Origin of the sequence: Zestosphaera sp. (assembly GCA_038843015.1) — an archaeon.
Classification (GTDB): domain Archaea; phylum Thermoproteota; class Thermoprotei_A; order Sulfolobales; family NBVN01; genus Zestomicrobium.
Genome location: JAWBSH010000008.1, coordinates 1 through 26,547, shown reverse-complemented (window position 1 = coordinate 26,547; position 26,547 = coordinate 1). Strand labels below are relative to the sequence as shown.

Annotated in this window: 28 protein-coding genes; 13 read left to right on the top strand and 15 right to left on the bottom strand. The window is 43.4% G+C overall.

All coding sequences use genetic code 11. The features are described 5' to 3' along the window. Positions 1-25 precede the first annotated feature (25 nt). Both QXL29_06340 and QXL29_06335 read left to right on the top strand, forming a co-directional pair. A complete protein-coding gene (locus QXL29_06340) occupies positions 26-1,426 on the top strand; it encodes an amidohydrolase (protein MEM2284211.1) in 1,401 nt (466 codons plus the stop codon). Positions 1,427-1,485: 59 nt separating this feature from the next. Next, complete coding sequence (locus QXL29_06335) at positions 1,486-2,226, top strand: helix-turn-helix domain-containing protein (protein ID MEM2284210.1); 741 nt, start codon at positions 1,486-1,488, stop codon at positions 2,224-2,226. A 13-nt stretch (positions 2,227-2,239) separates the two neighbouring features. Here the strand turns inward: QXL29_06335 and QXL29_06330 are convergent, their stop codons facing one another. Beyond that, positions 2,240-2,632, bottom strand: coding sequence for a nascent polypeptide-associated complex protein (locus tag QXL29_06330; protein ID MEM2284209.1), 393 nt, complete (start codon positions 2,630-2,632; stop codon positions 2,240-2,242). 39 nt (positions 2,633-2,671) lie between these two features. On the opposite strand from QXL29_06330, the gene QXL29_06325 reads away from it, so the two are divergent. The 3 genes from QXL29_06325 (at position 2,672) to QXL29_06315 (ending at position 5,803) form a co-directional block, all read left to right on the top strand. Continuing rightward, complete coding sequence (locus QXL29_06325) at positions 2,672-3,946, top strand: MBL fold metallo-hydrolase (protein ID MEM2284208.1); 1,275 nt, start codon at positions 2,672-2,674, stop codon at positions 3,944-3,946. Next, positions 3,940-4,287, top strand: a complete 348-nt coding sequence (locus QXL29_06320) for a hypothetical protein (protein ID MEM2284207.1) — start codon at positions 3,940-3,942, stop codon at positions 4,285-4,287. Before QXL29_06325 ends, QXL29_06320 begins: the two co-directional genes overlap by 7 nt. 148 nt (positions 4,288-4,435) lie before the next feature. Continuing rightward, positions 4,436-5,803, top strand: a complete 1,368-nt coding sequence (locus QXL29_06315) for a hypothetical protein (GenBank protein ID MEM2284206.1) — start codon at positions 4,436-4,438, stop codon at positions 5,801-5,803. 21 nt (positions 5,804-5,824) lie between these two features. Here the strand turns inward: QXL29_06315 and QXL29_06310 are convergent, their stop codons facing one another. The 3 genes from QXL29_06310 to QXL29_06300 are packed head-to-tail and all read right to left on the bottom strand — an operon-like array spanning position 5,825 to position 8,548. Then, positions 5,825-6,100 carry a hypothetical protein gene (locus tag QXL29_06310; GenBank protein MEM2284205.1) on the bottom strand — a complete coding sequence of 92 codons (276 nt, stop codon included), beginning with the start codon at positions 6,098-6,100 and terminating at the stop codon, positions 5,825-5,827. A gap of 58 nt (positions 6,101-6,158) precedes the next feature. Next, a complete protein-coding gene (locus QXL29_06305; protein MEM2284204.1) occupies positions 6,159-8,063 on the bottom strand; it encodes an aldehyde ferredoxin oxidoreductase family protein in 1,905 nt (634 codons plus the stop codon). 5 nt (positions 8,064-8,068) lie between these two features. Beyond that, positions 8,069-8,548: a 4Fe-4S dicluster domain-containing protein gene (locus QXL29_06300; GenBank protein MEM2284203.1), complete on the bottom strand. Its 480-nt coding sequence runs from the start codon at positions 8,546-8,548 to the stop codon at positions 8,069-8,071. A gap of 124 nt (positions 8,549-8,672) precedes the next feature. On the opposite strand from QXL29_06300, the gene QXL29_06295 reads away from it, so the two are divergent. Then, a complete protein-coding gene (locus tag QXL29_06295) occupies positions 8,673-10,613 on the top strand; it encodes an aldehyde ferredoxin oxidoreductase N-terminal domain-containing protein (protein MEM2284202.1) in 1,941 nt (646 codons plus the stop codon). A 3-nt stretch (positions 10,614-10,616) separates the two neighbouring features. After that, positions 10,617-11,333 (top strand): flavodoxin family protein, encoded by a 717-nt coding sequence (locus QXL29_06290; protein MEM2284201.1) that lies wholly within the window; start codon positions 10,617-10,619, stop codon positions 11,331-11,333. 4 nt (positions 11,334-11,337) lie between these two features. On the opposite strand, the gene QXL29_06285 is transcribed toward QXL29_06290, so the two are convergent. Next, positions 11,338-11,856, bottom strand: coding sequence for a flavin reductase family protein (locus QXL29_06285; GenBank protein ID MEM2284200.1), 519 nt, complete (start codon positions 11,854-11,856; stop codon positions 11,338-11,340). Next, a complete protein-coding gene (locus tag QXL29_06280) occupies positions 11,853-13,073 on the bottom strand; it encodes a pyridoxal phosphate-dependent aminotransferase (protein ID MEM2284199.1) in 1,221 nt (406 codons plus the stop codon). Before QXL29_06280 ends, QXL29_06285 begins: the two co-directional genes overlap by 4 nt. Positions 13,074-13,144: 71 nt before the next feature. Between QXL29_06280 and QXL29_06275 the strand changes: the two genes are divergently transcribed. The 3 genes from QXL29_06275 to QXL29_06265 all read left to right on the top strand — a co-directional run bounded on the left by QXL29_06275 (position 13,145) and on the right by QXL29_06265 (position 15,856). Then, on the top strand, positions 13,145-14,434 hold the full coding sequence (locus tag QXL29_06275; GenBank protein ID MEM2284198.1) for a cytosine permease: 1,290 nt from the start codon (positions 13,145-13,147) through the stop codon (positions 14,432-14,434). 5 nt (positions 14,435-14,439) lie between these two features. Further along, entirely contained in the window at positions 14,440-14,697 is a 258-nt protein-coding gene (locus QXL29_06270; GenBank protein MEM2284197.1) for a hypothetical protein, read from the top strand. A gap of 106 nt (positions 14,698-14,803) precedes the next feature. Further along, entirely contained in the window at positions 14,804-15,856 is a 1,053-nt protein-coding gene (locus QXL29_06265) for a DUF917 domain-containing protein (protein ID MEM2284196.1), read from the top strand. 2 nt (positions 15,857-15,858) lie between these two features. Here QXL29_06265 and QXL29_06260 read toward each other — a convergent pair whose 3' ends face one another. The 6 genes from QXL29_06260 to QXL29_06235 form a co-directional block, all read right to left on the bottom strand. After that, on the bottom strand, positions 15,859-16,839 hold the full coding sequence (locus QXL29_06260; protein ID MEM2284195.1) for a sugar kinase: 981 nt from the start codon (positions 16,837-16,839) through the stop codon (positions 15,859-15,861). Continuing rightward, positions 16,840-17,802 (bottom strand): dihydrodipicolinate synthase family protein, encoded by a 963-nt coding sequence (locus tag QXL29_06255; GenBank protein ID MEM2284194.1) that lies wholly within the window; start codon positions 17,800-17,802, stop codon positions 16,840-16,842. A gap of 68 nt (positions 17,803-17,870) precedes the next feature. Continuing rightward, positions 17,871-18,572, bottom strand: coding sequence for a helix-turn-helix domain-containing protein (locus QXL29_06250; protein ID MEM2284193.1), 702 nt, complete (start codon positions 18,570-18,572; stop codon positions 17,871-17,873). A gap of 171 nt (positions 18,573-18,743) precedes the next feature. Continuing rightward, complete coding sequence (locus QXL29_06245; GenBank protein ID MEM2284192.1) at positions 18,744-19,850, bottom strand: NDP-sugar synthase; 1,107 nt, start codon at positions 19,848-19,850, stop codon at positions 18,744-18,746. 78 nt (positions 19,851-19,928) lie between these two features. Then, on the bottom strand, positions 19,929-20,888 hold the full coding sequence (locus QXL29_06240; GenBank protein MEM2284191.1) for an ROK family protein: 960 nt from the start codon (positions 20,886-20,888) through the stop codon (positions 19,929-19,931). A gap of 130 nt (positions 20,889-21,018) precedes the next feature. Then, positions 21,019-21,780: a metal ABC transporter ATP-binding protein gene (locus QXL29_06235; GenBank protein ID MEM2284190.1), complete on the bottom strand. Its 762-nt coding sequence runs from the start codon at positions 21,778-21,780 to the stop codon at positions 21,019-21,021. Between the two features lie 86 nt (positions 21,781-21,866). Between QXL29_06235 and QXL29_06230 the strand changes: the two genes are divergently transcribed. From QXL29_06230 to QXL29_06220, 3 genes are read left to right on the top strand one after another with little or no spacing between them, the layout of a single operon-like run. Next, entirely contained in the window at positions 21,867-22,886 is a 1,020-nt protein-coding gene (locus tag QXL29_06230; protein MEM2284189.1) for a zinc ABC transporter substrate-binding protein, read from the top strand. Next, a complete protein-coding gene (locus QXL29_06225) occupies positions 22,887-23,765 on the top strand; it encodes a metal ABC transporter permease (GenBank protein MEM2284188.1) in 879 nt (292 codons plus the stop codon). It begins immediately after the preceding gene. Next, the gene (locus QXL29_06220; GenBank protein ID MEM2284187.1) at positions 23,758-24,159 is read left to right on the top strand and encodes a ribbon-helix-helix protein, CopG family; all 402 of its coding nucleotides are present in this window, start codon (positions 23,758-23,760) and stop codon (positions 24,157-24,159) included. Before QXL29_06225 ends, QXL29_06220 begins: the two co-directional genes overlap by 8 nt. Positions 24,160-24,172: 13 nt before the next feature. Here QXL29_06220 and QXL29_06215 read toward each other — a convergent pair whose 3' ends face one another. The 3 genes from QXL29_06215 to QXL29_06205 all read right to left on the bottom strand — a co-directional run. Next, positions 24,173-24,844, bottom strand: coding sequence for a hypothetical protein (locus QXL29_06215; protein ID MEM2284186.1), 672 nt, complete (start codon positions 24,842-24,844; stop codon positions 24,173-24,175). A gap of 312 nt (positions 24,845-25,156) precedes the next feature. Continuing rightward, entirely contained in the window at positions 25,157-25,831 is a 675-nt protein-coding gene (locus QXL29_06210) for a 3,4-dihydroxy-2-butanone-4-phosphate synthase (protein ID MEM2284185.1), read from the bottom strand. 40 nt (positions 25,832-25,871) lie between these two features. Further along, on the bottom strand, positions 25,872-26,547 hold a 676-nt coding region (locus QXL29_06205), incomplete at its 5' end, for an MFS transporter (protein MEM2284184.1).

Below are 26,547 nucleotides of genomic sequence, written 5' to 3'. Positions count from 1 at the left end.
TGCTGGCTTTAACATAGGTGATTATTTGGTAGATATATATGTTAGGGGCAAGTTTGTAATAACTATGAATAAAAAGAGAGAAGTCTTGAGGGACGGCTGCGTAGCTGTTGAGGACGGGGAGATAGTAGCTGTAGGTAAGTGCTCGGAACTCGATAAGGATTTTAGAGGGAGAGCTGCTGAAGAAGTGAATGCTGAGAAACATATAGTGCTGCCGGGTTTAATTAACACGCACGTGCATTTAGTTCAGGGGATGCTTAAGGCTTGCGCTAATTACAGGAAGTTGATCTCGTGGCTTAAGGAGTGTGTTTGGCCTCTTCAAGGCAGCATGACTCAGGAAGAAGCACTTGCTTCAGCAACTCTAACTATCCTTGAGTTGATAAAGTCGGGGACTACGTCCTTCCTCGAGACAGGACTTGTCGGCAGGTACGGTCCCGACAAGATAATAGAGACTATACTTAAGTCTGGGCTTAGAGCGGCTGTCTCGAGACACGTAATGGATATGAGTGGCTACGCTCTCGAGAAGGGGGCTCTGCACGAAGGTCTAGTTGAGGACGGGGAGACCAGCATGAAAGACACTCTGAGACTATATAGTAAGTATCACGGGAGAGAAGGAAGAGTGTACGTGTGGTTTGGTCCTAGAACGCCCGGGGCTGTGAGTGTAGAACTATATAGAGAAATAGTTGAGAGAGCTAAGGAATTGAAGACTGGAATTACTATGCACTTAGCTGAGGTGAGAGAAGACGTCGAGTACACTACGAAGACCTTCAATATGAAGCCCGTAGACTTCGCTAAGTGGTTAGGTCTCGTAGGGCCTAACGTAGTTCTCGTACACGTTGTCTGGGTCACTGACGACGAGATAAATACTCTAGCTAAGACCAGAACCAACGTGAGTCACAACCCCTCTAGCAACGGGAAGTTAGGCTCCGGAATCGCTAGAGTCTCAGACATGCTTCGAGCAGGCGTTAACGTGACGCTAGGTACAGATGGCGGGCCCAGCAACGACAACTATGACTTGATAGAAGAGATGCACGTTGCTATCATACTCCAAAACGCGTACAAGATGGATCCTGAGGCTTTGAGAGCTGAGGATGTGCTCGAGATGGCTACTATAAGAGGTGCTGAAGCTTTAGGACTCTCAGACAAGGTGGGTTCTATCGAAGTTGGTAAGCGAGCAGACTTAATAACAATCAAGTACTGGGACCCTAAACTCATGCCTATGAATGACCCTATATCACATGTGGTGTTCGCGGCTAACGGTTCACACGTTCAAGATGTCATAGTTGATGGGAAGATTATCATGAAGAACAGGAACGTATTAACACTAGATGAAGACGAGGTCTTGAGAGAAGTTGAGTTGAGGTCTTCAGAACTCTTTAAGAGGACCGGAATTTGTGTTGAACCGAATATTAGGTACCCGCTCACGTGATGACGTACGATTCATGTTAAAAATAAAGTATTTAGCCTCATAATTCAATACTGTATTTAGTGAGTGTCGTGGAGTACGACTTCGTGCTGGAGCTGATAGCGCAGAAGATCGCTGGAGATATAGTGATGAGCGAGAATTGCGGCGCTTCCTTAAGGAAGTGGAGAGAAGTTTTTAAATTGACGCAGACTGACGTAGGAGTACTCATGGGTATTAGCGCATCCGTAATAAGTGATTACGAAAAAGGGAGGAGATCGCCGGGTGTTAAGTTTGTGAAGAGATTTGTTAAAGCTTTGATAAATCTTGATAAGTCTAGAGGCTACCCCGTAATTAAGCAGATAGCTAGCTCCCTAAACCTGAGCATAGGTGCCATACTAGATCTCAAAGATTTCAGTATACCTATGAAGCTCGACGAGCTAGTTACTGTCGTAGAGGGTTTCATAGTAAACTCAAACATGCACAGGGATGTCGCTATTTACGGTTACACAGTACTTGATAGCTTAGAAGCCATAGAGAAGCTTAGTGGTAACGAGTTCTGGCAAATAATGGGTGCTACGACTAGGAGAGCCCTGGTATTCACTAAGGTCAGTACTGGAAGGTCTCCCATGATATCTGTTAGGGTTAGTCCTGTAAAGCCCGCCGTGATCGTTTTACACGGCACTAAGAAGATAGACCCTCTAGCAATCAGGCTAGCAGATAAAGAAGGATTGCCTCTCGTAGTATCTCTTAAGTCTACTCCAGAGGATTTAATAAAGTCACTCAGGAAATGGTCTCCTGGTGGGGAGAGCTCTTTAGCTACTTAACTCTTGTGACGAGTTACTTCTCAGTCAGCATGAGTATAGCTTGAGGTATGTCACCACCAGCTTTCTTCAAAGCGTTCAGTGCTTCCTCCCTAGAAGCCCCCGTCTGCTCCATAACGAACTTTATGTCATCTTCACTTATTGAGGGCGCTGACTCCACCACTACCTCCTTACTAGCAACTTCCTCAGTTCCCCCACTCACGTAATATATTTTCTGACCCTGAATCTTCATCACAACGATTTGAGGTTCTCTAATGATTAATTCTTTGTCGGGGAATTCGATAGTTATTGTCTTAACATCTTTTAATTCCTCCACATCAATACCTAATTGCTTCATTCTCCTCTTTAATTCTCTCGGATTAGTTGGGAGCACGACTATCACCAGTACCTGATTTACTATGTTACCCAAATATTAATTATTTAGCGATCCCTATATATAGGGTCTGAAGTGCTTAAGGTGAAAGTACTTGGCGGCGGACGCGAAGTAGGTAGGGCTGCTGTGTGCGTTAACGTAGGTAATAATAAGCAGTCACTATTGCTGGATTACGGGGTAAATTTTGATGAGGAAGACAAGCCCAGATTCCCAGAACACGTGAAGCCTTCTGAGATAGCAGGACTTGTTTTAACACACGCACACTTAGATCACGTTGGGGCTGCGCCGATGCTTCACGTGACTTCTAGAGTTCCTACAGTAACTACTGCCTTGACTAAGAGGCTGTGTGAGATAATGATTAAAGACTTTATAAAGATTTCTGGCTATTACCTGCCCTACGAGGAGGTAGACCTCTACAACATGATTGACAGCATCCCAGACTACTCATACGATAAAGAAATCTACCTAGGTGATTACAGAGTTAAGCTTCTTAACGCTGGACACATACCGGGTAGTTCGATGGCTTACGTTGAGGCGGGCGAGTCTAGCGTTGTTTACACGGGTGACGTGAACACAATAGATACTAGGTTAGTCTCTAGAGCTAGCGTCTCGGGAGTTAAAGCCGACGTAGTGATTATTGAGGCAACTTACGGCTGGATAAGACACCCGCCTAGAAAGCTCGTCGAGAAAGAATTTCTGGACGCTGTCAAGGAAGTCACTGACAGGGGAGGTAACGTACTTATTCCGGCATTCAGTCTGGGCAGAGCACAGGAAATACTGACGATACTTTACGAGGGTTTTGACGGCAGTGTTTTCTATGATGGCATGATAAGACAGATTTACGAAGTCTTCATAAGCTACCCTGAATACATAAATAAGTACGAGGAACTCCTGAAATCTAAGGAAGAATTTAAGCCTGTAATAAGGCCTTCTCAGAGGAGGAGAATTGTTGATGGACGCGGTAACGTCATAGTGGCTTCGGCAGGCATGCTTAAAGGAGGTCCCGCAGTCTACTACCTAAAGAAGTTGGCTGGAGACCCGCTCAACGCTGTCTTCATGGTTTCTTACCAAGCTCCCGGAACTCCTGGCAGGCACCTCTTAGAAGACGGGGTTCCCACGGAGGAGATAGGGCCTGTTAAAGCTAGAGTTCAGTGGTTTGACTTCTCAAGTCATGCTGGAGTTGACGGTCTCTTAGAACTACTCAAAAGCTTTAAAGAGGTAAAGCACGTTATAGTAGTACACACTAGCGAGAAAGTAGGCAAGTACTTCACAGAGAAAATAAGAGAAGCCATGAATGACTTGTCTGTACATTTACCTCATAACAACGAGGAAATTATTTTAGAGTGGTGATTTTGGAGAGTAGAGAGTTATTCGGGAAGGTCGTGAGAGCGTTATGCTCCTCCAAGGTACTAACGCTACAGGATATGATGAGTAAATTTAAGCTATCACCCACGGAGGTAGAGGTACTACTCTCAGCGTTAATTAGTGAGGGAATCCTAACGAGAGTTGAGGTAGGAACTGCTTGTCCGTGTGCTGAGTGTCCGTTAAGAGCCGTGTGCAGTATTAAAACCGGTAGCGGGGGAAGTATAGCTACAGCAACTTACTACAGATTAAGTAGTTACGGACTTAAATTCTGTGAAGAACTAGGAAGTCTAACTCCTAAAGAAATGCGGTCAAGTAATCACAGCTAGAGACCAACACCTAAAATGTTGGGGTTTCTGGAGTTTTCAGAACATACCTGACAAAGACCTGAACTCCTGAGTTCCTTCTCAGGACTCTTCTAACCTTTTATATTATGTGCTTAAAACTGGTGGGAACTCACTACACGAGGGGTGTATGTTGAGCGATAAAGCGAGTTTAGCTCTATTATTCTTCGGTAGGGAAGGAGCGCCTTTAATGGCTTGGCCGTTACATAATTACGATGTTGGAAAGAAAATTAATGAGTTGATTAACGAGAGCGACGCCTGGTGTGAGGGGAGGTGCAGGTTTGTCGTTAAGAAATGGATTAAGGAGAGAAAAGACTTCGAGGATGTCTTATCTAAATCTCCCGAGATTGACGGCGTCGTCATATACATTCTCACGACAAGCATCAACTACAATTTATTTTACGAAGTAATCCAAGCGTTAGGTAAGCCTACCTTAGTCTTAACCGAGCCGTACTACTCTCTCGCATGGCCTGAGATAGCGGAGCTTATGAGAGAGGGCTACCCACTAATAAGCGTGTCATCTAGTGATAGAGAAGACATGATTAAGGGACTCAGGGTCTTATGCACGTACATCAGGTTAAAACAGAAAATAAAGACTCTAGTGGTTACTGTACCTGAGGAAGCATCTCTAGAATCACTCCATAGGCACGAAATATACTCAGGCGATAGAGTATACTCAAACACGTATTATTCGAGGCTTAAAGAGTTTCTTGACTTGATTTTCGTGAGTTATGAAGAATTAATTGACGCTTATTCCAGCGTTAGTGACGAGGAGGCTAAGACCACGGCTGATAACCTCTTAAGAAGAAGTTATTGGGTTAGGGAGAACGTTAGTTTAGAAGACTTAATTAAGGCTGTCAAGATTTACATCGCACTTAAAAAACTATTGAGTAAATATGGTGCTGAGGCATTAGGTGTGAATTGCTTTACTATAATGCTTAAAGACCTGAATCTATTGCCTGTAACGCCGTGTGTTGCTGTTTCGCTTCTAAACGATGAGGGGATCCCTACAGCATGTGAGGCTGACTTAAGTTCCTTATTAATTCAGGTAGTGTTTAAGTATCTAGCTGGGAGGCCCGCATGGATCTCCGACCCAGTAATAGACTTTAGAGATAACTCCATTATATACGCTCACTGTACCGCACCAACCAAAATGAAGGGCTTTACTGGAGAACCAGAGCCCTACGCTCTTGACACTCACGACGAGAGTGGAAAACCAGTAGTAGTAAGAACTAAGATGAGTTTAGGACAGGTAGTCACTATAACTCAAATATCACCAGATTTCAGCAAGCTCTATCTACACATTAACAAGATAATTGACACACCCTTAATAGACCTAGCATGCAGAACTAAGATTAAGACTTTAGTAAAGAACTCTGTGAAGTGGTTATGGCATTACAACCAACCTCTTCATCGGGTTATCGCCTACGGCGACTGGAGCTACGAACTCTTGATGCTGTCTAAATTAATGAGACTAGAAATACAATACGAGCCTGAGTAGAGTACGTGGCGCTCGCGATCGCTAGCCCCCAGCTCCTACCTCGAATATTACTATCTTCACGTCATCAACTACATCGATTTTCTCGTCGTAGTTATATCTAACTTGACCATTAATCGCCACAAATATCGAGTCTCTCATCTTCTCTAAAACAGACTTGATGTTATGTATATGTGAAGATATGAGTTCAATTAATTCGTTTATGGAGTAACTGCCTGACTCAACCTTTATGCTAGCTTCATTACACTGGAGGAGTTTTGCCAGTCTATCTGACAAGACGTGAACTCTTAGTACCGGCATTAGTGACGACCCTCATCCAATCTAGTATTCACATAGATTTAACACTTACTGACTATGATTAGACACGTCTTAATGCCTCTTCTATAGCGAACTCTAGCTTCAGTTCCTTGAGTTTTTCTGGGGTAGGTATGCCTTTCTCGACGTTCCAGCCACGGAGCTTGAAATACTTATCTAGCATAGAATTGAGGGTTTCTTCTGTAAACACGTATCTCTTCCCTTCTCTAGTTATGATCTCTTCATTTAAGATTCTCCAAGGTAGTGTGTCGTCTTTTCTTGAGCGCCCTTCTCTAACTTGAATCATTCTCTCAAGCGTTACTATCCTCTCGCCAGACTTCATTATTTTCTCTGGCGTGCTCGCGATACCCGTAGCGTCCTCAAATAACTCACTTAACATGACCTCATCTACTGCGAACCCAGCAGTATCTATGAAAGCACATAATCCAACGCTATCCGTAACGGCGTAGATGTCCTCGTGCCATACCACTATCTCGGGTCTGCCAGAGTCTTTCCCTATACCAGCGTTTTCTTCACTGCCAGTAAGCCTCTTAATGAGTCTTCTAGCTTCTTCCGTGAATCCGAATTCAGCAAAAGTTTCTGTGTGTAAGTGGTCAGGACCTCTTGGGTTTAACGCGAAAGCTAGTGCGTAAGCTCTAGCTATCCTAGTCTCCACTCTTGAATGTTCTAGACCTCTTGACTGAATAGCCCACTTACAAGTTTCTGTGCCTACTTTCTCACACGCTATCGCTAAACCCTCAGCTAGAAGGTCTCCTGTTCCTCTCCTAAACGTTATATCTTCTATGAGTTTAATGATTGCGTCTACATTCCCCCACAGGGGTTCGACACCTAACTCTTCTTTCAAGTCCTTCAGATATCCTCTCTCGTAAGACTCCATAACCCAACCAATAACACCGCCTAAGGATATAGTATCTAAGCCGTAGATATTAGCCAAGTCGTTCATTTTTATGAGAGCATCTGTATCTGAGTTTCCTAAGTTACCGCCCAGAGCGTTTGACGTCTCATACTCAGGACCTACTGTGTCTACACCACCATATTTACTTGTTGCGGTATGACGGTGGCAACTCACAATGCATTGAGCACAGCCAGCTCTCCCGATTAGGTAGCCTGCCTCGACATAATACTCACCCGCGTTCCTATACGCGTTTTCCCAGAAAGACCTCCTGAAATTATAGCATGGTAACGTGCTGGTTCTATCTAGACCCATAGTAGCGCTAGCAGTACCGAACTTCGCGGTAGCTACTAACGCGGCATCATTCATTATATTTAGGGAGACCTTCAATGATTTCTCGTAGAACTTCTTAGGGTTGTAGAGTATTACCGACCTGTCCCCTTTACTAGCGACTATTCCTTTAAGTTTCTTGTAACCTAATACAGCCCCGCCACCTCCTCGAGCGGCCACGTTATAGACAGAGCAATTTACTGACGCATACTTAACTAGGTTTTCGCCAGCAGGCCCTATTAACAGCGTGTCAGCGTCTAAGCCGTGCTTCCTTATTAATTCTATGTGAGCAGTTCTGACATCAAGACCCCAGTATTTGTCAGCTGGTATTATGTCTACGTGGTCGTTCTCGATATAGACGTATACAGGCTTCTCAGAAACGCCGTGAATAGCTACTACGTCATACCCGTTAAGCTTCAGTTTGAGTCCGAAATCTCCGCCCACGCTAGCCTTAAAGTACATATTTGTAGCTGGACTCTTGAAGGTGACTGTTGTTCTACCTGAGCTGGGGAGAGGAGTTCCAGTAAACGTGCCTGAACCAACGAACAACACATTACCGCTACTGAAGGCTTTGGCTTCAGGACTTACGAGGTCCCAATAGAGTCGGGCTTGAATACCTCTGGAGCCTATAAATAACTCTAGCAAGTCGTTACCGTACTTCTCTACCCAGACCTTATCGTTAGTCAGATCAACGTGGAGTATCCTACCATTAACGGAGTAAACCACGTCAATCACCTCGTGTACTTACTTATTATTTCCGCGATGACAGAGCGGGCTTTAGCAGCTCCCCTGAACTTCTCTGATAGACTCATAGCTTTAGTTAACGCGCCAGGCCAGCAAACATTGATACACTGTGGGTCGCCACCACATAAGTCGCAAATTAGGGGGTAAGCATATACTGATGGTTCAAAACGTATTGCCATGTAGGGGCATGCCTTAACACAGTCTCCGCAGGAGGAGCACTTTTCTATTATGACTTCAGGCATTCCTGTCTGTTTATTTTTAACTATAGCGTTCGTGGGGCACGCCTTAGCGCAGGGCATTCCAGGGCAGGAAACACATAGGATAGGCGTGAATTTAGCGCTTGCTTTATCCTTATATACTATGATTCTCGAGAGTTTTATTGATGATTTATTAAAGTGGTAAGTACTACACACCAACTCACACAAGTGACAACCCGTACATAAGTCTGAATTAACAGATACTTCCATAGAGCTCAATTCCTAAACACCCTTATAGAGTGCCTCCCAGAAGTTTTTAACATTAAATTAAACGTGTTCTATTACACACATTTAAGTTAATTACTTCTTGTAGACATTGTTAGGGGGTTGCTACTTGGTTAAGCTGACATTCAAGTACGCTCACGTAGACTTAACGCATGAGAAATATGAGTTAAGAACGTATGAGGGGTTCTTAGGACCTGTTGATTTAGGAGTTCACCTACACCTCAACGTTTATGAGAGTTACAGACATGACATCTTTAGCGAAGAGAATATTGTTGTTATGGGTAAGGGTTTCTTCGCTAATGAAGCTATTTTCGGTAGTCATAGACTCATCTTCGTTTTTAGGAGTCCTCTATCTAGGAGTCTTCACATATCTGCTCTCGGGGGAGGAGCTTACAGGTTTGTCAAGACAGGTATTGACGGGATCGTTTTCGAGGGCAGGGCGTCAAGACCTGCTGCTGTGTTAGTCGAGGGCGCTAAAGAAGGTTTGAGAATAGAGTTTGATCACCTCAACATAGAAGACTTACTGACGATATATAGAGGGTATGAAGGTAAGCGAGGTACTAGAGGACTAACCAAGTACTTAATAAGCAAATACGCAAGTTTTTTGACAAAATATAACGGGAGAATGATTCTTGTAGGACCTGCGTCTTTCAGTACGCGTATGGGCGGCATATACTCACCCTCAATAGATTACGCTACTATGAACGTGAGAGTGGAAGACTGGGCTGCGAGAGGCGGTGGTGGTAGTGTCTTAGCTAGAGCTCATAACGTTTTCGCCGTGATTTTCGGTGGAGAGAGAGAATCGAATGATGTGAGAGGGAGGTTTGAGTTCATAAACTCCCTAGTAACAGCCCAGTTAAAGAAGCCTTTCGTCAAGAACGTCATTGAGGGAACATCTAAGTATAGTTACGACCTAGAAACAAAAACTGGCGGAACGCTAGGTAGTAACATAGTGATTTACCGTGAGAAAATACCATCACATAACTGGAACTCTCTACTATCTAGTAAAGAAGTTAGAGAAGTGATTTACAAGAATATAGTAGATAAATTCCTAAAACCATTTAACGAAAAAATAATTGGTACCGGGATATGGCGTACTTGTGATGAGCCGTGCCCAGTTAGGTGTAAGAAAACCATTGATAACAAACACGTAGATTACGAACCTTTAAATGCTGTAGGTCCTATAATCGGTGTCTTAGACTTTAATGAAGCTCTAGAAGTCCTGGACTTAATTGATGAGTTAGGATTAGACGCTATTGAAGCAGGCAATATTCTCGGCTGGCTAATGGAGGTCTTAGAAAAAGAGCTTTTAAGACCTGAGGATGTAGGTCTAGATACTACGCCTGTAATCGACCCGGCCAAGTGGCGCGAAGATCATACGAGAAGAAATAAAGAGATAGCTATGAAGCTCGTCGAGAGCCTAGTCTTCTCTGACAACAAGCTACTTAGACTCGTAGCAGAAGAGGGGTTGAGGGAAGCGTGCAAGAAACTTAACGAAATATTTAATGAGAGAGTCCGTGAGAAGGGTGTAAGATTCGAGGATTTAGCAGTTTATATTCCTTTCGGCTCAGGAGGCTACATGACGCCTAACTTCTACTGGTCGCCGGGAGTCTTCGCGCCGCTCCCTATCCTCGGAAAATACTGGACTTACTACACACCAGCTTTCTCAGAACCTGAAGAATTTGCTAGCGTGTCAGTCAATAGAGCTTTAATGGAGTACCTAGTTGAGAATGCTGGGTGGTGTAGATTCCATAGGTCGTGGGTTGAGAAAGTGCTACCCGAGCTTTATAAGATCTCTCTCGGTTACGAAGGCGATATGTTGCGTCATGCAAGAAAATACTACAAAATGATCCGAGAATACCAAGTTAAAGCGGGCTCAGACAACGTTTTCTGGGAAAGTAGTAAAGTTCTAAACATACTGAGGAGTGCTGCGTGCGAGTTCGGTTCTGCTGAGTGGTGTTTAGAAGTAAGTACTGATTTAATTGAGGGCCTTAAGAAGTGGTGGGTTAGGTTTTATGAGCACGTGACGAAACTTCTTGAAGGTGAGTAGATTATGTTATTGAGAGTTAAGATACTTGGAATTTCCGGGAGTATAAGACATGGTAATAGTGAATACCTTTTAATGAGAGCTCTTGACGCAGCTAAGAAAGTAGCTCCTGAGCTCGTGGATACGGAGTTCGTTTCTACTGCCGGCTTAATAATTAACCCATGTATTCATTGTCTGGCGTGCGTAGATCACAGGAAATGCATTATTAAAGACGACTTCAATGACTTATTCGATAAGTGGCTTGAGGCAGACGCTATAATATACTCTATTCCGGTCTTCCACCTAGGAATACCAGCTCATTTCAAAGCTTTTATAGATAGGTTAGGGCAAACATTATTCGCTAAATATCTAGACAAACCGCCGAAGTTACTTAAAGTGATTGGCGTAATAACTCAAGGCACGGACTTAGGGGGTGGGGGTGAGTTAACCGCCATACAGATAATCTCGCACGCTCTAGTAATGGGCTGTATACCGGTGGCGGGTGACCCGCCTGAGTCATACATAGGTGCTATAGGATGGACTAAGAGGTCGCCACTCCCAGACGCTATAGAGCGATTAGCTACTGAGAAAGACTTTGACGCAAACACAACTGTATCGGCTGCTGAGTCATTAGGTCGTAGGGTAGCTTATACTTCGTTGATAATTAAAAATGGTGCGAAGGTCCTTACAGGCTTGCTGAGTAAAGATCCTTGGTACTCTCTATATCTTTCTAAAATAACCTAAAGTTCTACTTAGTGCTATGCTCGGTTAAGGCGTGTAACTTGCCCTTATAGAATGCGAGAGGCTCTTCATCGCTCCCTCTATAAGCTAAGACAGGATCGCAGACTACTAAATAGTGATCTCCTATCTCAAAGTATTCAAGCAACTTACATTCTATGATGACAGGTGCATTAAGTATTACTGGAACCTTCACACTCTTACCGTAGTTGATGGGCACGTTGTATTTCTTAGTAGCTATCTCGAACTTATCTACTTTAGCACTGCTTAATGAGCCAAAAACTTCCAAAGCTACTTTAGCTAAGGACGAGGAAACGTAGTTTATAGCGAACTCCTTCCTATCTAAGATGACCTTAAGTGTAGTCCACTTATTATAAATAGCTACAGCTACGTAAGGCGGCTTCCACGAAACTTGAGTAACCCACGCGGCAGTCATCCCAGCTTTCTTACCATCTCTACTCTCAGTAGTCACGATAACCAGAGGCAAAGGCATTAGAGTTAAAGCTTCATTAACTGATAGATTACTCATGTTAACTCACCCCCAGACGTTAGGAAGTCACCTATCCTCTTAACCCCCTCCACGATCTTATCTGTTGAAGTAGCGAAAGATATTCTTATGTAGCCCTCTCCACCAGGCCCGAAAGCTATTCCTGGCGCGACAGCTACTCGATTCTGAAGAAGGAGTTTTCTTGCGAAGGTGCGGGAATCACCGGTATGTTTACTCACGTTAACTAACATGTAGAAAGTCCCCCTGGGAATAGTGAATGATACTTTCTTTAAACGAGAGAGTTCTGAGATCAAAACATTGCGTCTCTTCTCATACTCTCTAACCATAGGTGGTACCAACTCAGAAAACATGCTTAAAGCTTTAATTGCTCCCACCTGGATAGGGGCTGGAGCGCAGGCAATTAATCCCTCCTGCATTCGCGTCATTACCTCAACTAATTTCTCGTTTCTAGTTACTACGAAACCTATTCTTAAGCCCGTCATAGCAAAGGTTTTCGACAAGCTGTTAACTACTACAACATTATCGTAACTCGTTAACACAGACAAGCTTGTGAAAGGCGCGTAGTCGTAAACTATGTTTTCATAGACTTCATCTGATATGATTACGATCCCTTTACTATGCGCGTACTCTACAATCTCTTCTAATTTCTTGATTGATGTTACGCTACCTGTTGGGTTTTGAGGATTATTTATAATTATTGCTTTAGTCTTTGAAGTCACTTTAGATAGTACTTCGCTTGGGTTAATCTCAAAATTCTCTTCTTCGCGGACACTGTACCTAACTACCTTACCTCGAGAACACATAATCATGGGCACATAAGATGGGTAGCCAGGGTCCGGTATCAGTACCTCATCTCCTGGATTCAGGGTAGCTAATAAGCTTAGAGATAAGCCCTCACTACTTCCGGCAGTTACAACTATATTGTTTTCGGGGTCGAGAGTCGTGTTGTACTTCCTCGTATAGTATTCTGCGATGCTTTTACGTAACTCGATTAGTCCCGCATTATGTGTGTAATGCGTGTATCCCTCTAACATAGCCTTATAGATTGCTTCCACGATGATCTCGGAGGTGTTGAAATCAGGGTCACCTATCTCTAAGTGTATTACGTCTTTTAGCTTAAGAGATTCGTGGAATATCTCTCTAATGCCTGACTGCGGTATGTTTAAGACCCATTCAGATATGTAGCGTTCCTTAATACACATCCCCCAGGTATTTTGTGCTTTTCTCATTAAGTTCATAATAGAACAGGTTTTATGTAATACGTTTATAGACGGTTTTATAAACCCTATATTGAAGGGTGACTAAATACTTGAGTAGCGAATCTTCTAAGAAGAAAGGCTTTCTATATGACTGGGAAACAGAAAGAGTTCCTGAGACCATGACAAGACCTTGGTGGAACCTAGCGTACATAGAGATGGGGTTATTCGCGTCTGGGTTTGGAATAATGATGGGAGGGTTATTCGCGGGAGGTAACTGGCCCTGGTACTCTATACTTTCCTGGCTAATAATAGGCAACCTAATATTGTTGGTGTTCTACGTCTTAATAGGATCTATAGGAGTTAAAGAGAGAGTACCAACATCATATATAGCGGAGAAGATCTTCGGGTCCTACGGTGCTAAAGTATTTAACGCGTTACTACTGGTGGGTATCCTAGCATGGGCTGCGTTAGGAGTCCACCAAATAGCACTTGCTATCACGACATTTACGGGAATCGACCCAAGCATAACTCCCGTGATAGCGATAATACTCGTACTACTTAGTTCAATAGCTGGTTACAAGACTATAGCGATCTTATCTGAGATAGCAATACCGTTCTTCTACGTCTTGATTCTGACTTGGGCTATATACTTTGGGTTTAAGGTAAACTGGAATGCGTGGGGATTGAATCAACCGTGGGGAGGGTACTGGCCGACATACTGGAGTGGAGTCACTTTCGTTGTTGGATTGAATATAATGGCTTCTTTCTTATGTCCTAACTGGTCAAGGTATGCTAAATCAACGAAAGACGTGGTGAAAGCATCATCAACTGCTATGTTTACGGGTATGATACTCTTGTCATTCTTGATGGCGACCTTCGCAGCTTACGCTTTAACACCACAAGACACGTTCGCAGATCCTTCAGTCATCCTTACCAGGTGTCTAGGTCTATTGGTAGGGGGTGTTGGTATAGTATTACTTATCTGGACTACAGCAGACAACGACTTCTGGTACTTATCTCTCTCAGCAGTGCAGCTATACCCGAGGATAGCTATGTGGATCTATGATGTGTTCTTACTACTAGGTAGTTTAGTAATAATCTATGCTGGCGTGCTCTACAGGTACATAGACTTCGCGTCAATGCTAGCTGTTATATGGTCAGCTATACCAGGCATGTTAATAGCTCACTACTATGTCTTGCCTAGGATGGGGGTAGACGTGGATGTCCTCAAACGAAGGAACATTAAGTTTAACGTGATTCCGTTTGTTCCGTGGGCAATAGCTACGGTAATCGCGTACTACATGAGTAGCGGAGGTTTGCCATTCCCTGAACTAGCGGCTGCGGTGACCGCGTTAGTGCTATACTCACTACTAATGCTCGTCTATAGAGAGAAGAGGTGAGTAATATGGGTAAGAAAGCTCAGATGTTGAAAAGAATAAGAAGGACGGGTATCTTCCTAATGATTATAGGCTTCTTAGTAGGAGGACTACTAACATTCACTACCGAACCTAAGACTAGCGAGTTCACCCTATACACAGGATTCGGTGCTGCGATATTTTGTCTAGGCGCGTTAATGACTTTCGGTTATGAAGTGTTCGCGAGCGAGTTCTGGAAAGGGACTTGGGTTCCCGGGCCTGGCCACGAATACCCTGAAGACCCGTGAAGATTCTTCTTAAGCTAAATAAACATGTTTTATTTTTTTCTTAAAAGCTACGGAATACTTCGTTATCAGGTGGTCTTTCACGCCAAGAGTCTTAAGTTATCAGGATTTGAATGACATGATTTACGGTGCAGCATTACTAGGTGCAGGGGGCGGCGGCTCTATAACGCAGGGTCTGAAAATAATTAAGGAAATCATCGATAGCGGTAGGAAAGTCGTTATAGCAGACCTATCTGAAGTGAGCGACGAGGAACTCGCAGTTGTTTCAGCTGGTATGGGGTCTCCTCTAGCCGCTAAATATGGGTGGAGAAACGAGCACTTACCCGCTTTCGACTTGCTAGAGAAGTTTCTAGGCAGAAAAATTAATTATGTGGTGCCGATTGAGATAGGCGCTGGGAATGTAGCAGTGCCGGTGCATACAGCCGCGTTTAAGGACCGCATCTTGATAGACGGCGACGGCGCTGGTAGAGCAATACCTGAACTTGAGTTAACTACCTTCGACATTTACGGTGTGCCCATATCACCTATGTCTATATCTGACTGGGAAGGTAATGGAGCAATACTCTTCACTAAAGACGCCGTAACCGCGGAAAAGATATCCAGAAACATAACTGTAGCTTTCGAGGGCGTTGCTGGAATAGCACTCTACCTGATGAGTGGCGTGATGGCTAGGAACGTCATTATACCAGGCACCCTAACCTTCTCTACAAATATAGGCAAAATATTACGTACGTGTAGAGAGAAGGGAATAGAGCCTGTTGAAGTTTTACGTAGAGAGCTGAATGCTTACGTCTTAGGGTCTGGTAAAGTAATTAATAAGGTCATGAAGACAGTCGGAGGCTTCGATATTGGTTTAGTAGAAGTTGCTGAAGAGAGAGGGAGTAAGTTGAGAGTTCATTTAAAGAATGAAAATATAATAGCTGAGAGGGATGGCAGAGTTCTTGCTATGGCTCCTGACCTGGTATGCTGGCTCTCTAAAGATGGCACGCCTTTAACAAACACAGATATCGAGGTAGGGATGAGTGTGTGGGTTATTGGATTTAAAGCGCATGAGAAGCTCCGCACAGATAAAGCCTTAAAAGCGTTTGAACACCTCTACGCTGACGTAGGTTTTAAGATGAAATACGTTCCTATAGAGGAGTTAATAAGCAGTCTAGAGTAGCTTTACCTGATAAGAGATTGCTCCTTTTTTGCTTTTTTAATAAGTAGTTCTAGGGTGTCCCAAGTAGGCTGTGACTCTACGTCACCCCTAGTAGTGATAACTAGAGCTCCTGCTGCGTTACCGTAGCGTAAAGCGTCCTCTATGCTTATTCCCTTATACACTGACGCCAGGAAAGCCGCGTTAAAAGCGTCTCCAGCCCCTATTACATCCTCAACTACCGGCACCTTGAAAGCCTGCACCTTGAAGATCTCGTAGTTTTTAGTGATTGCCAGTGATCCCTCCTCGCCCAACTTAATCACTAGTAACTCAACACCTAAGTCAATTACTCTATACATGGCTTCTTCTAGAGATACACCAGTAAACAATACAGCTAAGTCCTCACTATTAGTAAGAACTATCTTAGACTTGAGGAAAAGCGCTAGTTTCTCTCTAGCTTTGTTTAAGTCTTTCCATAACTTGACCCTCACGTTAGTATCGAAGATAGTGTCTAGACCCTCCCTAGTAGCTACTTCATAAGCCTTCTTAACTGCGTAGTAGCATGAATCACTTAATGCTGGAGTAATCCCTGTTATTATTAACGCCCTGAATTTCTTGATGTAGTCTTCGTCTACGTCGTCAGGACTCATCCTACTTGCAGCAGAGCCGTGTCTGTAGTAGAAGACCGTGGATTGACCAGGTATTGGGTAGTGTCTTTGAATGAAGTATACGCCTGTGGGGGCTTCAGGATCTACAAATATCTTGGAAGTGTCTATGCCCTCACCTCTCAGGAAGCTTATTATCATTTGGCCGAATTCGTCGTTACCTACCCTACTTATTATTCCGGCTGTATAACCTAACTTACGCAGTCCTATAAGCATGTTAGCTTCAGAACCAGCTACGTGGGTTTCAAATAATTTAGGGTATCTGAGTGGCCCCGGACTCAGAGGATTTAACTGTATTAGTACTTCACCTATTGATACAAAATCTAGTTGCGTGTTGATCACCTAAGGAGTTAATTTTAGTAAATCACCTATATTAATACCGGCTTTCTCTAGTACTGCCGAGGATTTGTGAATTATAGACTTAACCCTACTCACCACTTTTGTTTTCTCGTTTTGAGTTAATTCACGGTTTATTGGTGAGGGATGTCCTAAGTCAATGCCGCGTAGCTTCATTAATTCCCTTACAACAACTGAGCTATCTACCGGTATTTCCTTTACGGCTTCTCTAACGCTGTTTAGTATGTTTTGTAATTCTATAGCTAGCTTTAGGTCGTTGTTTATCACTGAAGTGTATATTTTATGGGATATCTCAGGGAATAAGTTAGATAAGCCACATATGTGTGCCTTACCTCCTAAGAGAAAAGTGTGTAGAACCATAAGGTCGTTAGCTATCGCGATAAAGTAGTTTCTGACGTAACTAGTGTTTAATAACTTATGTACCCTCTCGATAGACCCGCTCGAGTCTTTGATTCCCTTAAGATTAGGTACCTCGTTGACCAGGTGCTCAAATATTGAGGGAGTTATGTCGTAGTTTTGTCTTTGCGGGTTGTTATAAATGAGTACTGGTGAGTCAATCTTGGAGAATAAGGAGAAGTACTTCACAAGACCTCCCAAGTCTTGAGCGTAGTATATTGGCGGGAGTGAGGAGATAGCGCTCACGCCGAGGTCGGTAGCGTGTTTAGCTAATTCTAGCGAGAGCTCGGGCGCCGTGCTTGACACGTTTACAATGATTAACGTATTATCTCGAACGTAATTCAAGAATCTTTCCAAGAAATACATGCGTTTTCTCGGATGTATTGCTAGACCCTCACCATACGTGCCTAGAACAAAGAATCCCTTAATTCCACTTCTAATTTGAAAATCAATAAATTCAGCTATAGATTCTTCCATGACCTCACCACTCGAGGTTAGTGGGGTGAGGGCTGCTGTTATAATTCCTTCCCCAAAATTCCACAAGCTAATCACGAAATCCCCTAGTGAAGATATAGAGACACTCTTAATTAGTATTAAATAGAAAATGTTTTATTGAAAACTTAAGACAAAAATTTGAATATCTCATCAACTATTTTCTTCATAGCTTTTCTTATATGTATATCTACAGTAACTTTTGATAAGCCTAGCGACGCGCTTAAGTCATTGAGGTTTGTTCTCCTAGGACATTCGAAGAATCCTGCGTCATAGGCGCTCTTCAATACACTTAACTCACTCATAGTTAATTTATCTGTTATGACGGAGGGTATGGCTCTCCCAACTAGTACTGAACATAAATACTCAGGTCTGTTAATAGACTTGTAGTAGATGTACTCACTACCGTAAAACTTCACTAAGTACTCAATGTACTTGCTGAGGTTCTCTTTCCTACCCACAGCTACATACTTCCTAATACCTCTATCAAAGACGTAAGGAGAGAGTATGTTGACTTTACTCTCTTCTGCTACACGCATGAAATCACACCTAGTTTTGTAAGCTAGTATATATGTCATTTTACCATCACTCCACCACTTAAGCTTCTTTATGTGTCCAGTAGATTTCTTAAGTAGGTACTTGTAATTCCTTAGATCCTTATTGCTTAAATCGTTGCTGGGTAAGTAGCCGAAGACTAAGTAGATTGGTGAGTCACTCACCTTAATAACCTCAAGATTTATCCTAGTCTCACCATGCTCACTCAACTTACCGAAAAAACTCCTGCTAGATTTCCTAATCTCGATATACACAACATCAGTATCGTAGGGCAACAAAGAATACCTAGCCACTACTAAACCCCGTAAGATACTGTAATCAAAGCAAATAAAGTCATTAAAAGATCAATTAAGCACCATCACTACTTTAGGAGAAACTTAAAATAATGAGGAAATATATTTTCACACTTACGTCTGCGTCTTTAACTTGCTGAATAGCGGTGAGGCTCAGAGTATTACTTTACCTTCCTCTATTATGTCGTCACTTAATTCTTTGTGAGGCAGTATTGTTACGTTCTTCGTTATGAAGACTTCATCGTAGATTCTTACTTCATCGCCTAATATAACTCCGGGAGATATGCGGACCCACCTACCTATGTGTGAGCCCGTGCCGACTATAACTCCTTTCAAGTAGCAGGCAGACTCTGTAACTACGTTGTCTAGGAGTAGTGAGTCAGCTACTCGAACGTTATTCCCTATTATTGACGCCCTACCTATTAACGCGTAAGGTCCTATAACAGAGTTATCTCCTATCTTAGTGTTCTCGTCTATGAAGACTGGCTTAATGATCTCGACGTTGTCTCCCACCTCCGAAGTAGGGGATACGAAGCCCTCGGGCATGAAGTACTTCAGAGCACTCAGGTTTGCTCTTAAGTAGTCTTTAGGAACTCCTATGTCGAGCCAGAGCCCCTCATGAATGTACGCGTTCAAAAGACCTTGCTCTACTAACTTAGGCAACACGTCGACAGCCAGCTTAGATGGCTTCTTAGACGGAAAGAACTTCATTAGCTCGGGAGTGAATATGTAGAACCCTGCGTTAACTAGGTTAGAAGGAGGTGATTTCTCAGGCTTCTCAATGAACTTAACGACTTTCCCACCGTCACTTACTTGAGCCACGCCATATCTTGACGGGTCATCAACGCGTGTTAAGACTATTGAAGCAGTTGCACCCATCTTCTCGTGAAACCTTATAAAAGATTCTATAGGTACGTCACTAAATACATCTCCGTAAACCACGAGGAAGGGCTCATTAATATTGAATTTCTCTACTATGAGCGGTATAGGACCACCATCACCTAAAGGACTTATCTCTTCTACGTAATCTATTTTAAGCCCGTAACTCGATCCGTCGCCATACCTCTCTTTAATCATGTTGCTCATGTATCTCACAGAAATATATACTTTCTTGACACCAGCGTTCTTCAGATTATCCAGTATCCAGTCTAGGAGAGGCCTACCTAATATAGGGAGCAGCGCCTTAGGCCTCGTTAGTGTAAGAGGTCTTAACCTAGTAGCGTAACCGCCAGCCAGTATGATGGCGGTACTCACACCCACTAACAACACCATTAAGATTTTAATGACTACAATATAAGAATTTTCCTCACGAATCAGTGATTCTATGTAGTAGTTTACTCAAGCTTGTATCTCTAATAATTCTTTTGGGGGTTTTGAAGCTATGTAAGCGGCTCCGTAAACAACTACATCATCTCCAAACCTGGTTATAGTGAATTCAGGCACTCGATTAATCACGTAATCTTTAACGAAGTCGTAAATCATGTTGAGTAGCTTGGGATTGTTGAGTATTATAGACCCGCCGAAACTAATTACTTCCGGGTCGTATACATTGATTATTGAAGCAACTCCGGCAGCATTTATTCTAGCTAGCTCATTAATTACGTAGGAGGCGAACTCATCACCCCTCTCCCAATACTCAAATAACTTCACGGCCGGCACTTCCTCCACCCCACTAATTTTATGGAGTTCTGAAGCCCCTGACCACCTAGATCTGAGCTTCTTAACAAGCTTCCACAAGTTATTCCCTGAAGCTAAACCCTCCCAATGACCTGTGCCGCCACAACCACACTTAACGTCTGAGTCGTAAGAGACTACTATATGACCTACCTCATGTGCGTTACCGTCTTTACCTAGGAGTAAGTGGCCGTCAACGATTACGCCAGCGCCTATACCAGAACTTAGAGTTACGTAAACAACGTTCTTCTTACCTAGTCCGGCACCTGACATGTACTCAGCGTATACAGCAGCTACACAGTCGTTAACAACATATGTAGGAACCCTGAAATACTCGCGCAGAGGCCTTCTCAGCTCAAAACTCCTCAACTTAATGTTAGGAGAGTTAATGACACGTCCTTCCCTAATGTCTAGAGGACCTATAGTCCCCACACCTACCGCACTTACTTCCCACTCACTGAATTCTTTGACTAAGTCGTTGACTACCTCTATTATAGTTCCAGCCACAACATCTTCTCCCCCTTCCTGCGGTGTGTTGAGAACTACTTTACTCACTAACTCCATGCTAGCAGAGTTAAATAGTGCTACGCGAGTCTTAGTAGCGCCAATATCTACTGCTACCACGGCTTTCAAGACAACATCACCAAGACTTTAAACCTATGTAAATTAGTTTAGGGACTCTTATAGCTTCCTGAACAGTACTACAAGGCCCTGCAACAGGAATGCTGACTTAGAAGAGCCTTAATTAAGGCTGTTAGACGTGGTAATCATGTATGTGCACGTGCTTCTCATGCGTGGTTATTGCTTCCCCATACACTTCTTTAAGTATGTTTTCTTTAAGTATCTCTCCTGGACTACCGAAGAACCACTTGCCATTACCAAGTAGTAGCAAGTTGTCTGTGTGTTGCAATAATAGTGTAGGGTCGTGAGAACTCATTATTACGGTAGTTGACCTACTCTTAAGTAGCTTGATCATCATTGACGCCAGCGAGACTCTGCCTGCAGGGTCAACTGAGGAGAAAGGCTCGTCTAAGATGAGTATCTTAGGTTCGTGGATCAGAGCTCTAGCTATTAAGACTCTCTGTCTCTGACCTCCTGAAAGTTCCCAGAAACTTTTGTTTTTGACGCTCTTGTCGAGCTCTACCAGGTCTAAGACCTCCTCAACTCTCTTCTTAACATCACTGCTAGATAGTGTTCTAGGCCACTTCCTCCTGTAGAGGAGGTAAGACGACTCAATCAACTCCTCAACACTAACCGGATAAGGGAAGTAAGAGGGTGTGAAGATCTGCGGCACATACCCGACGTACCTACCAATACGTTCAGGAGACCCAGTAACGTCTTCCTCGTATAAGAAGATGCTACCCTTCAGGGGCTTGAGAATACCTACGAGAGTCTTAATTAAAGTGGTTTTGCCAGAACCGTTCGCTCCTATGATCTGAGTTAAGGTTTTTTCACGAAACACTGCATTTATTCCATCAACTATCGGCTTCGCATACCCTATAGTTAAGTCAAGCACCCTCAGCAATTCTCTCCCCTATGCACATTTTCATTAAAGTTTATAAGTAGGTGTGCACATTAATACAGCATAGGAGGCTGTAGTCAATGTCTGTTAAGGCAAGATATGTTGGCTTGCTTTTGATTCTAGTTAGTTTCCTGAATCCATTAATCAGTTACTCAAGCAACTCGACCGGAATAACTATCGTCGTTACATTCCCTAACTTAGCTGATGACGTAAACTTGATTATGTGCGACTCAGACAGAGTGTATTCTTTACTCCCCCCTTCAATAGACCCACACGACTACTCCCTAACACCAGCAGACGTTAAGTTATTAGAGCAAGCAGACTTGATTATCTCCACAGCACACACGCATTTCGAGTTACGCATTAGTGAGCTAAGAGATCAAGGCGTTATTAAGGCAGTAGTTATAGAAATACCTAAAGTGTCTGGAATTAAGTTATTACAAAATCCGAGTACTGGGTTGCCAAACCTACACATGCCTATATACGACCCCTACAACTACCTAGAATTTATGAGAAACTTAACGAACACACTCAAACGTCTCAACCCAGCTTGCGCAGGAATTTACGAAAACAAGTACGAGTTAGTTAGGAGTAAGATTAACGAGTTATTAAGTAGTGTTGAGCCTCTGAACTTGAGAGGAATTGGTGTGAGTCCCGTAGTTCAGTACGCTGTCTCGTGGCTCGGCATAAACTTGACTAGTTTTCTAATACCTGAAGAAGGTGTTAGCCCAACCACCAGCATAGTGCGCGAGATAGAAGACCAAGTCAAGAAAGGTTACGTAGACTTAATAATTGTTACTGAAGAAGAAAACACTTACGTTAGCTACTTAAGAAGTCTTGGCGTGCAGTATGGCGTTCCAGTATTGGAAGTTCCCCTGCCGTTTATTAGTGGGTCTGTAGTGAGCAAGCTAGAGAACATAGCCGATCAAGTTGCTAAGATAAAGACCCAGACACTCACGAATGACGCAGACCGCGGAAAATACCTTAGCGATATGCTCCCGCTAATCTTGCTAGGTTCTGCTACCTTGCTACTCCTAGCTTGGTTAATCATACACTCAACACGTACTAAGAAGACCAGCATTCACTTAGAGGTGAAGTAAATGGTTGTGCGTGCGTTGTTGGTAACGTATTCTTCTTTAGTGCTCGCACTCATCATAACCGGAGTCTTTTCTGGACTGGAGCTGAGGTGGCTCTTGACGTTCACTTCATTAGGTCTTATCTTCGGGTTCTTAAGCCCTGTTATAGCAGCTAGGAGACTCTACTACCTTTCAGCGGCCGCGCCGCACTCAACTCTCTTCTCTATAGCTCTCTCCCTAATAGTGACTGGTACTTCATGGTCTAACAACTACTACGTAGTAGCTGTAGCTGTCTCTGTCTTACTCATGTTTGGTGTTAGTTATATGGTGAGGTCGGGTTTAGACCCTGATGTAGCTACTTCCGTGTTTGTTGCCGGTACAACAGCCTCCAGCGTTTTAATCCTATATTACGTATCAGTGAATTACAGAATGACTTATTCAGTAAATGCTTTAATTTTAGGAGACCCTCTACTCATATCTTATAACGAGTTAGTTATGTTGTCTCTCACATCAATAATGACAGCAACCTTAGTTATTACTACGTTCAGAGAAAACGTGTGTGCGGGAGTAGATATAGACTTACTCAAGCTAAGTGGTGTTAAGCTAGCTCTCTACGACTTAGTGCCATACTTCTTGCTAGGTCTTGCTTCAGTAGTTTTGTTGAGGTTAGTCGGCTATGTCATGTCTCACGTGATGATATTACTGCCTTCACTCATCTCAATAAATCTCAGTAAGAGAGCTTGCGAAACTCTAGCACATAGTGTTGGTTTAAGCACTATATCGGCTTTAAGCGGGCTTATGCTGTCTACGTACCTGAATATCTCGCCCTCAGGCAGCGTCGGCCTGCTCTTGACTCTAATTTATTTAGTAACGTTTATTATGAGGAGGTATAGCCTTGAGTAGGAAAGAAAGATTCGGTATCTCAATACCTGCTGACTTATCAAGTAAGGTTAAGGAGATGGCTAGCAAGAGAGGCACGACTAGGTCTAAAATGATTGAGGAAGTCTTAAGGAACTACGTAACGGAGTCAGCTCATGAAGAGAGCCCGCACCACTGCACGGGAATTATAGTTGTAGTCACGGGAAGTCCAAGCTTAGGTTTAGAGTCGCTTTACGAGAACTTCAGAGAGATCATCGTTGGGTACGCACACCAGCACCTAGAGGGTGTTTGCGTCAACGTATTGTTTGTTTCGGGAGCATCGCAAGAAATAGAGAGTCTAGCTAGAAATCTAAGCTCGCACGGTTGTTTCACTAAGTTCATGCCACTACATCTAAGCGAATTTAGGCAGAACCCATGAGTTGTTTACGTAGTCAAGCTTTAATGACCCACTTCTTCTTACTTCTCTCGTAGTAAGCTATCGCTGACTCACTCAGCTTCTTGAGTAAAGCTACTTCCTGCTTATCTAGAATCTTAGCTATCTCTGAGTCTTTATCCGTAGTTAGAGACTCTACCTTACTAACAAATTCAGACCAGAACTCATCGTCTATCGCTACCCGCTGATCTTTAAGACTCAAGACCACAGCACCTTCCCTCTCTAGTCTGTCGAAGAAGGCGTCTCTATTCCTAATCTTCTTAGCTATGTCTGCCTCATATATTATCTTCTGCTTCTTGAGTATCTCTATAGCAGTAATCTTCTCTCTAGCCTTCTCCTGAACAGCCTCGACAGGAACTTGCTGCACGACGATCTTGGAAGGGAGTTCATCAATTTTTGAATTCAAATTTTCAAGAACTTCACGCATCTCAACCAACCTATTTCTAAGGTCTGTAAGTAGTGAGGAGTAAGTGTTTATCGTGTCTGTCGCAGACCTAAGCAACCTCTGAATACTGCCGAGCGCCTCCTCCTGCACTACCTGCTTTTGAGAAATCCTGCTTAAATAGTCTTCAAGAACTTTCTTGATGAGAATCTCTGTAGCAAGTCCTGGATAAATCTTCTTGAGAGAATTGACAAGCTCTTCAGGCAACTCAAGAACTACCTGGACCAACGCATCACCCTACTAAAGATACGTCAAAAAAGTTAATAACTAAGCAGATAACTATTCATCAAACGTCTAGTGCGCCTGTTTCGGGTTTCGTATCTGTTCATGTTAGTTGATGTGAGTGAGGACACTTGTAGTGTTTCTAGTGCTTCATGTGTGGGAGTCTAGGAGTGCCCCCGAACGCCCCAAGAGTAACCAAACCAAAAACCAACGCAGGAGGACAAAAACGAGGCAATAAAACCAACATAAGAGCTAAACCCCTAACTGTCTCTCACTCATCAAAGCTCTCTTTAGAGCTTCAGCTACGAAGACTAACTACTACATTCTCCTAGCTTTCTCTAGAGCTGAGATTATCTCGTCTCCTCTAACAACTACAGTCGAGAACTTCTCAGCTAGTTTCTTAACCTCGTTATATGTAGCTGCGTCACCATCACTCAGAACTTCAGTGATTATTAGAGAGGGTCTTAACCCGCTTAACTCAGCTAATGCTAGACTAAGCTCTGTATGTCCTTTCCTGACGTCGAGACCTCTACCCAAGAGTATTGGGAGGTGACCTGGTGTCACGAACTCGGAATAAAACTTCCTCACAGCCAGCGTGGTTTTCTCTTCCTCAATAATCAGCCTGACTATCTCGTCTAACTCTCTGACTGTTTTGGCCTTATCAGAGTCTCTAATTCCAGTCTTAACACCCACGTGATTTACCCATAAGCTGAAGTTGGGTGGGTCCCCGTAGCCCAGCCTCTTACGAGTTAACTCTCTATAACCAAGTAATTGGAAGACTTCTTCTAAGTATCGGAGACCTAAGAGAGACCCTACCTCCTTACTAGTCACGTAACAAGTCAAGCCGCCAGCAAACTTCCTAGAAATAGTTATTGAGTACGTGTTTACTGCTCCAGCAAAGAATACTATGTCTGCCTCACTCTCCCTACTTTCTGAGTCGTATATGAAGACAGGTCTTCCGATTCTCAGGAGTTCTGCAGCCTTTTCCAGCATCCAGCATCACTAAAACAATGTGGTTGAGTAGTTTTAAGTGTTACTTGCTTTTCAGTAAGTAAATCATTGCTATGAGTGAACTCAGCTCAGTAATTAGTACGTAGGGTATTAAGTAGGTTGGGTTAAGCGTGTATATAGCTCCAGCTAACACACCCCCTAACATCCAGGCAGTGCCGTAAATGAGTCCGTACGTTCCGTAAGCGAGAGCTCTCCTACTAGGTTCTACGAGGTCTGGTATAGCAGCTCGCATGTTCGTTTCATATATCGACATAGTAGCCCCCCAAACAGCAGCAGCTAAGTATACTGCAGTCCTAGTATTAGTTAATAAGAGTACCGGGATAGTGGCGGCTAATATAGGAGTCATTATCAGTGATTTCAGTCCTGCCTTATCATAGAGGTAGCCGATAGGGAAAGCTACTAGCGCGTCAACCCCCATCGCCAGAGCGTACATCAGAGAAATCTCAGGGTCGTTAACTAACCCGTATTCCTTCATGTGGTAAGATACTAAAGACCAAGCTAGGTAGCCTGCGGTCATGAGAGCTAGTGAAACTGAGAAGAGATTGAATTTTCTGCCTAAGTTCCAACCTACTTCAGTCTTCTTAGAACTGACGCTCCTTACTTTAGGGTATGTGGTGTAGGCCATGAGCAAAAACGCGAGTGATATTGCGGCAGGTATGGCTAGAACGAAGAAAGCTAGTCTGTAGTCCTCGCCTGAC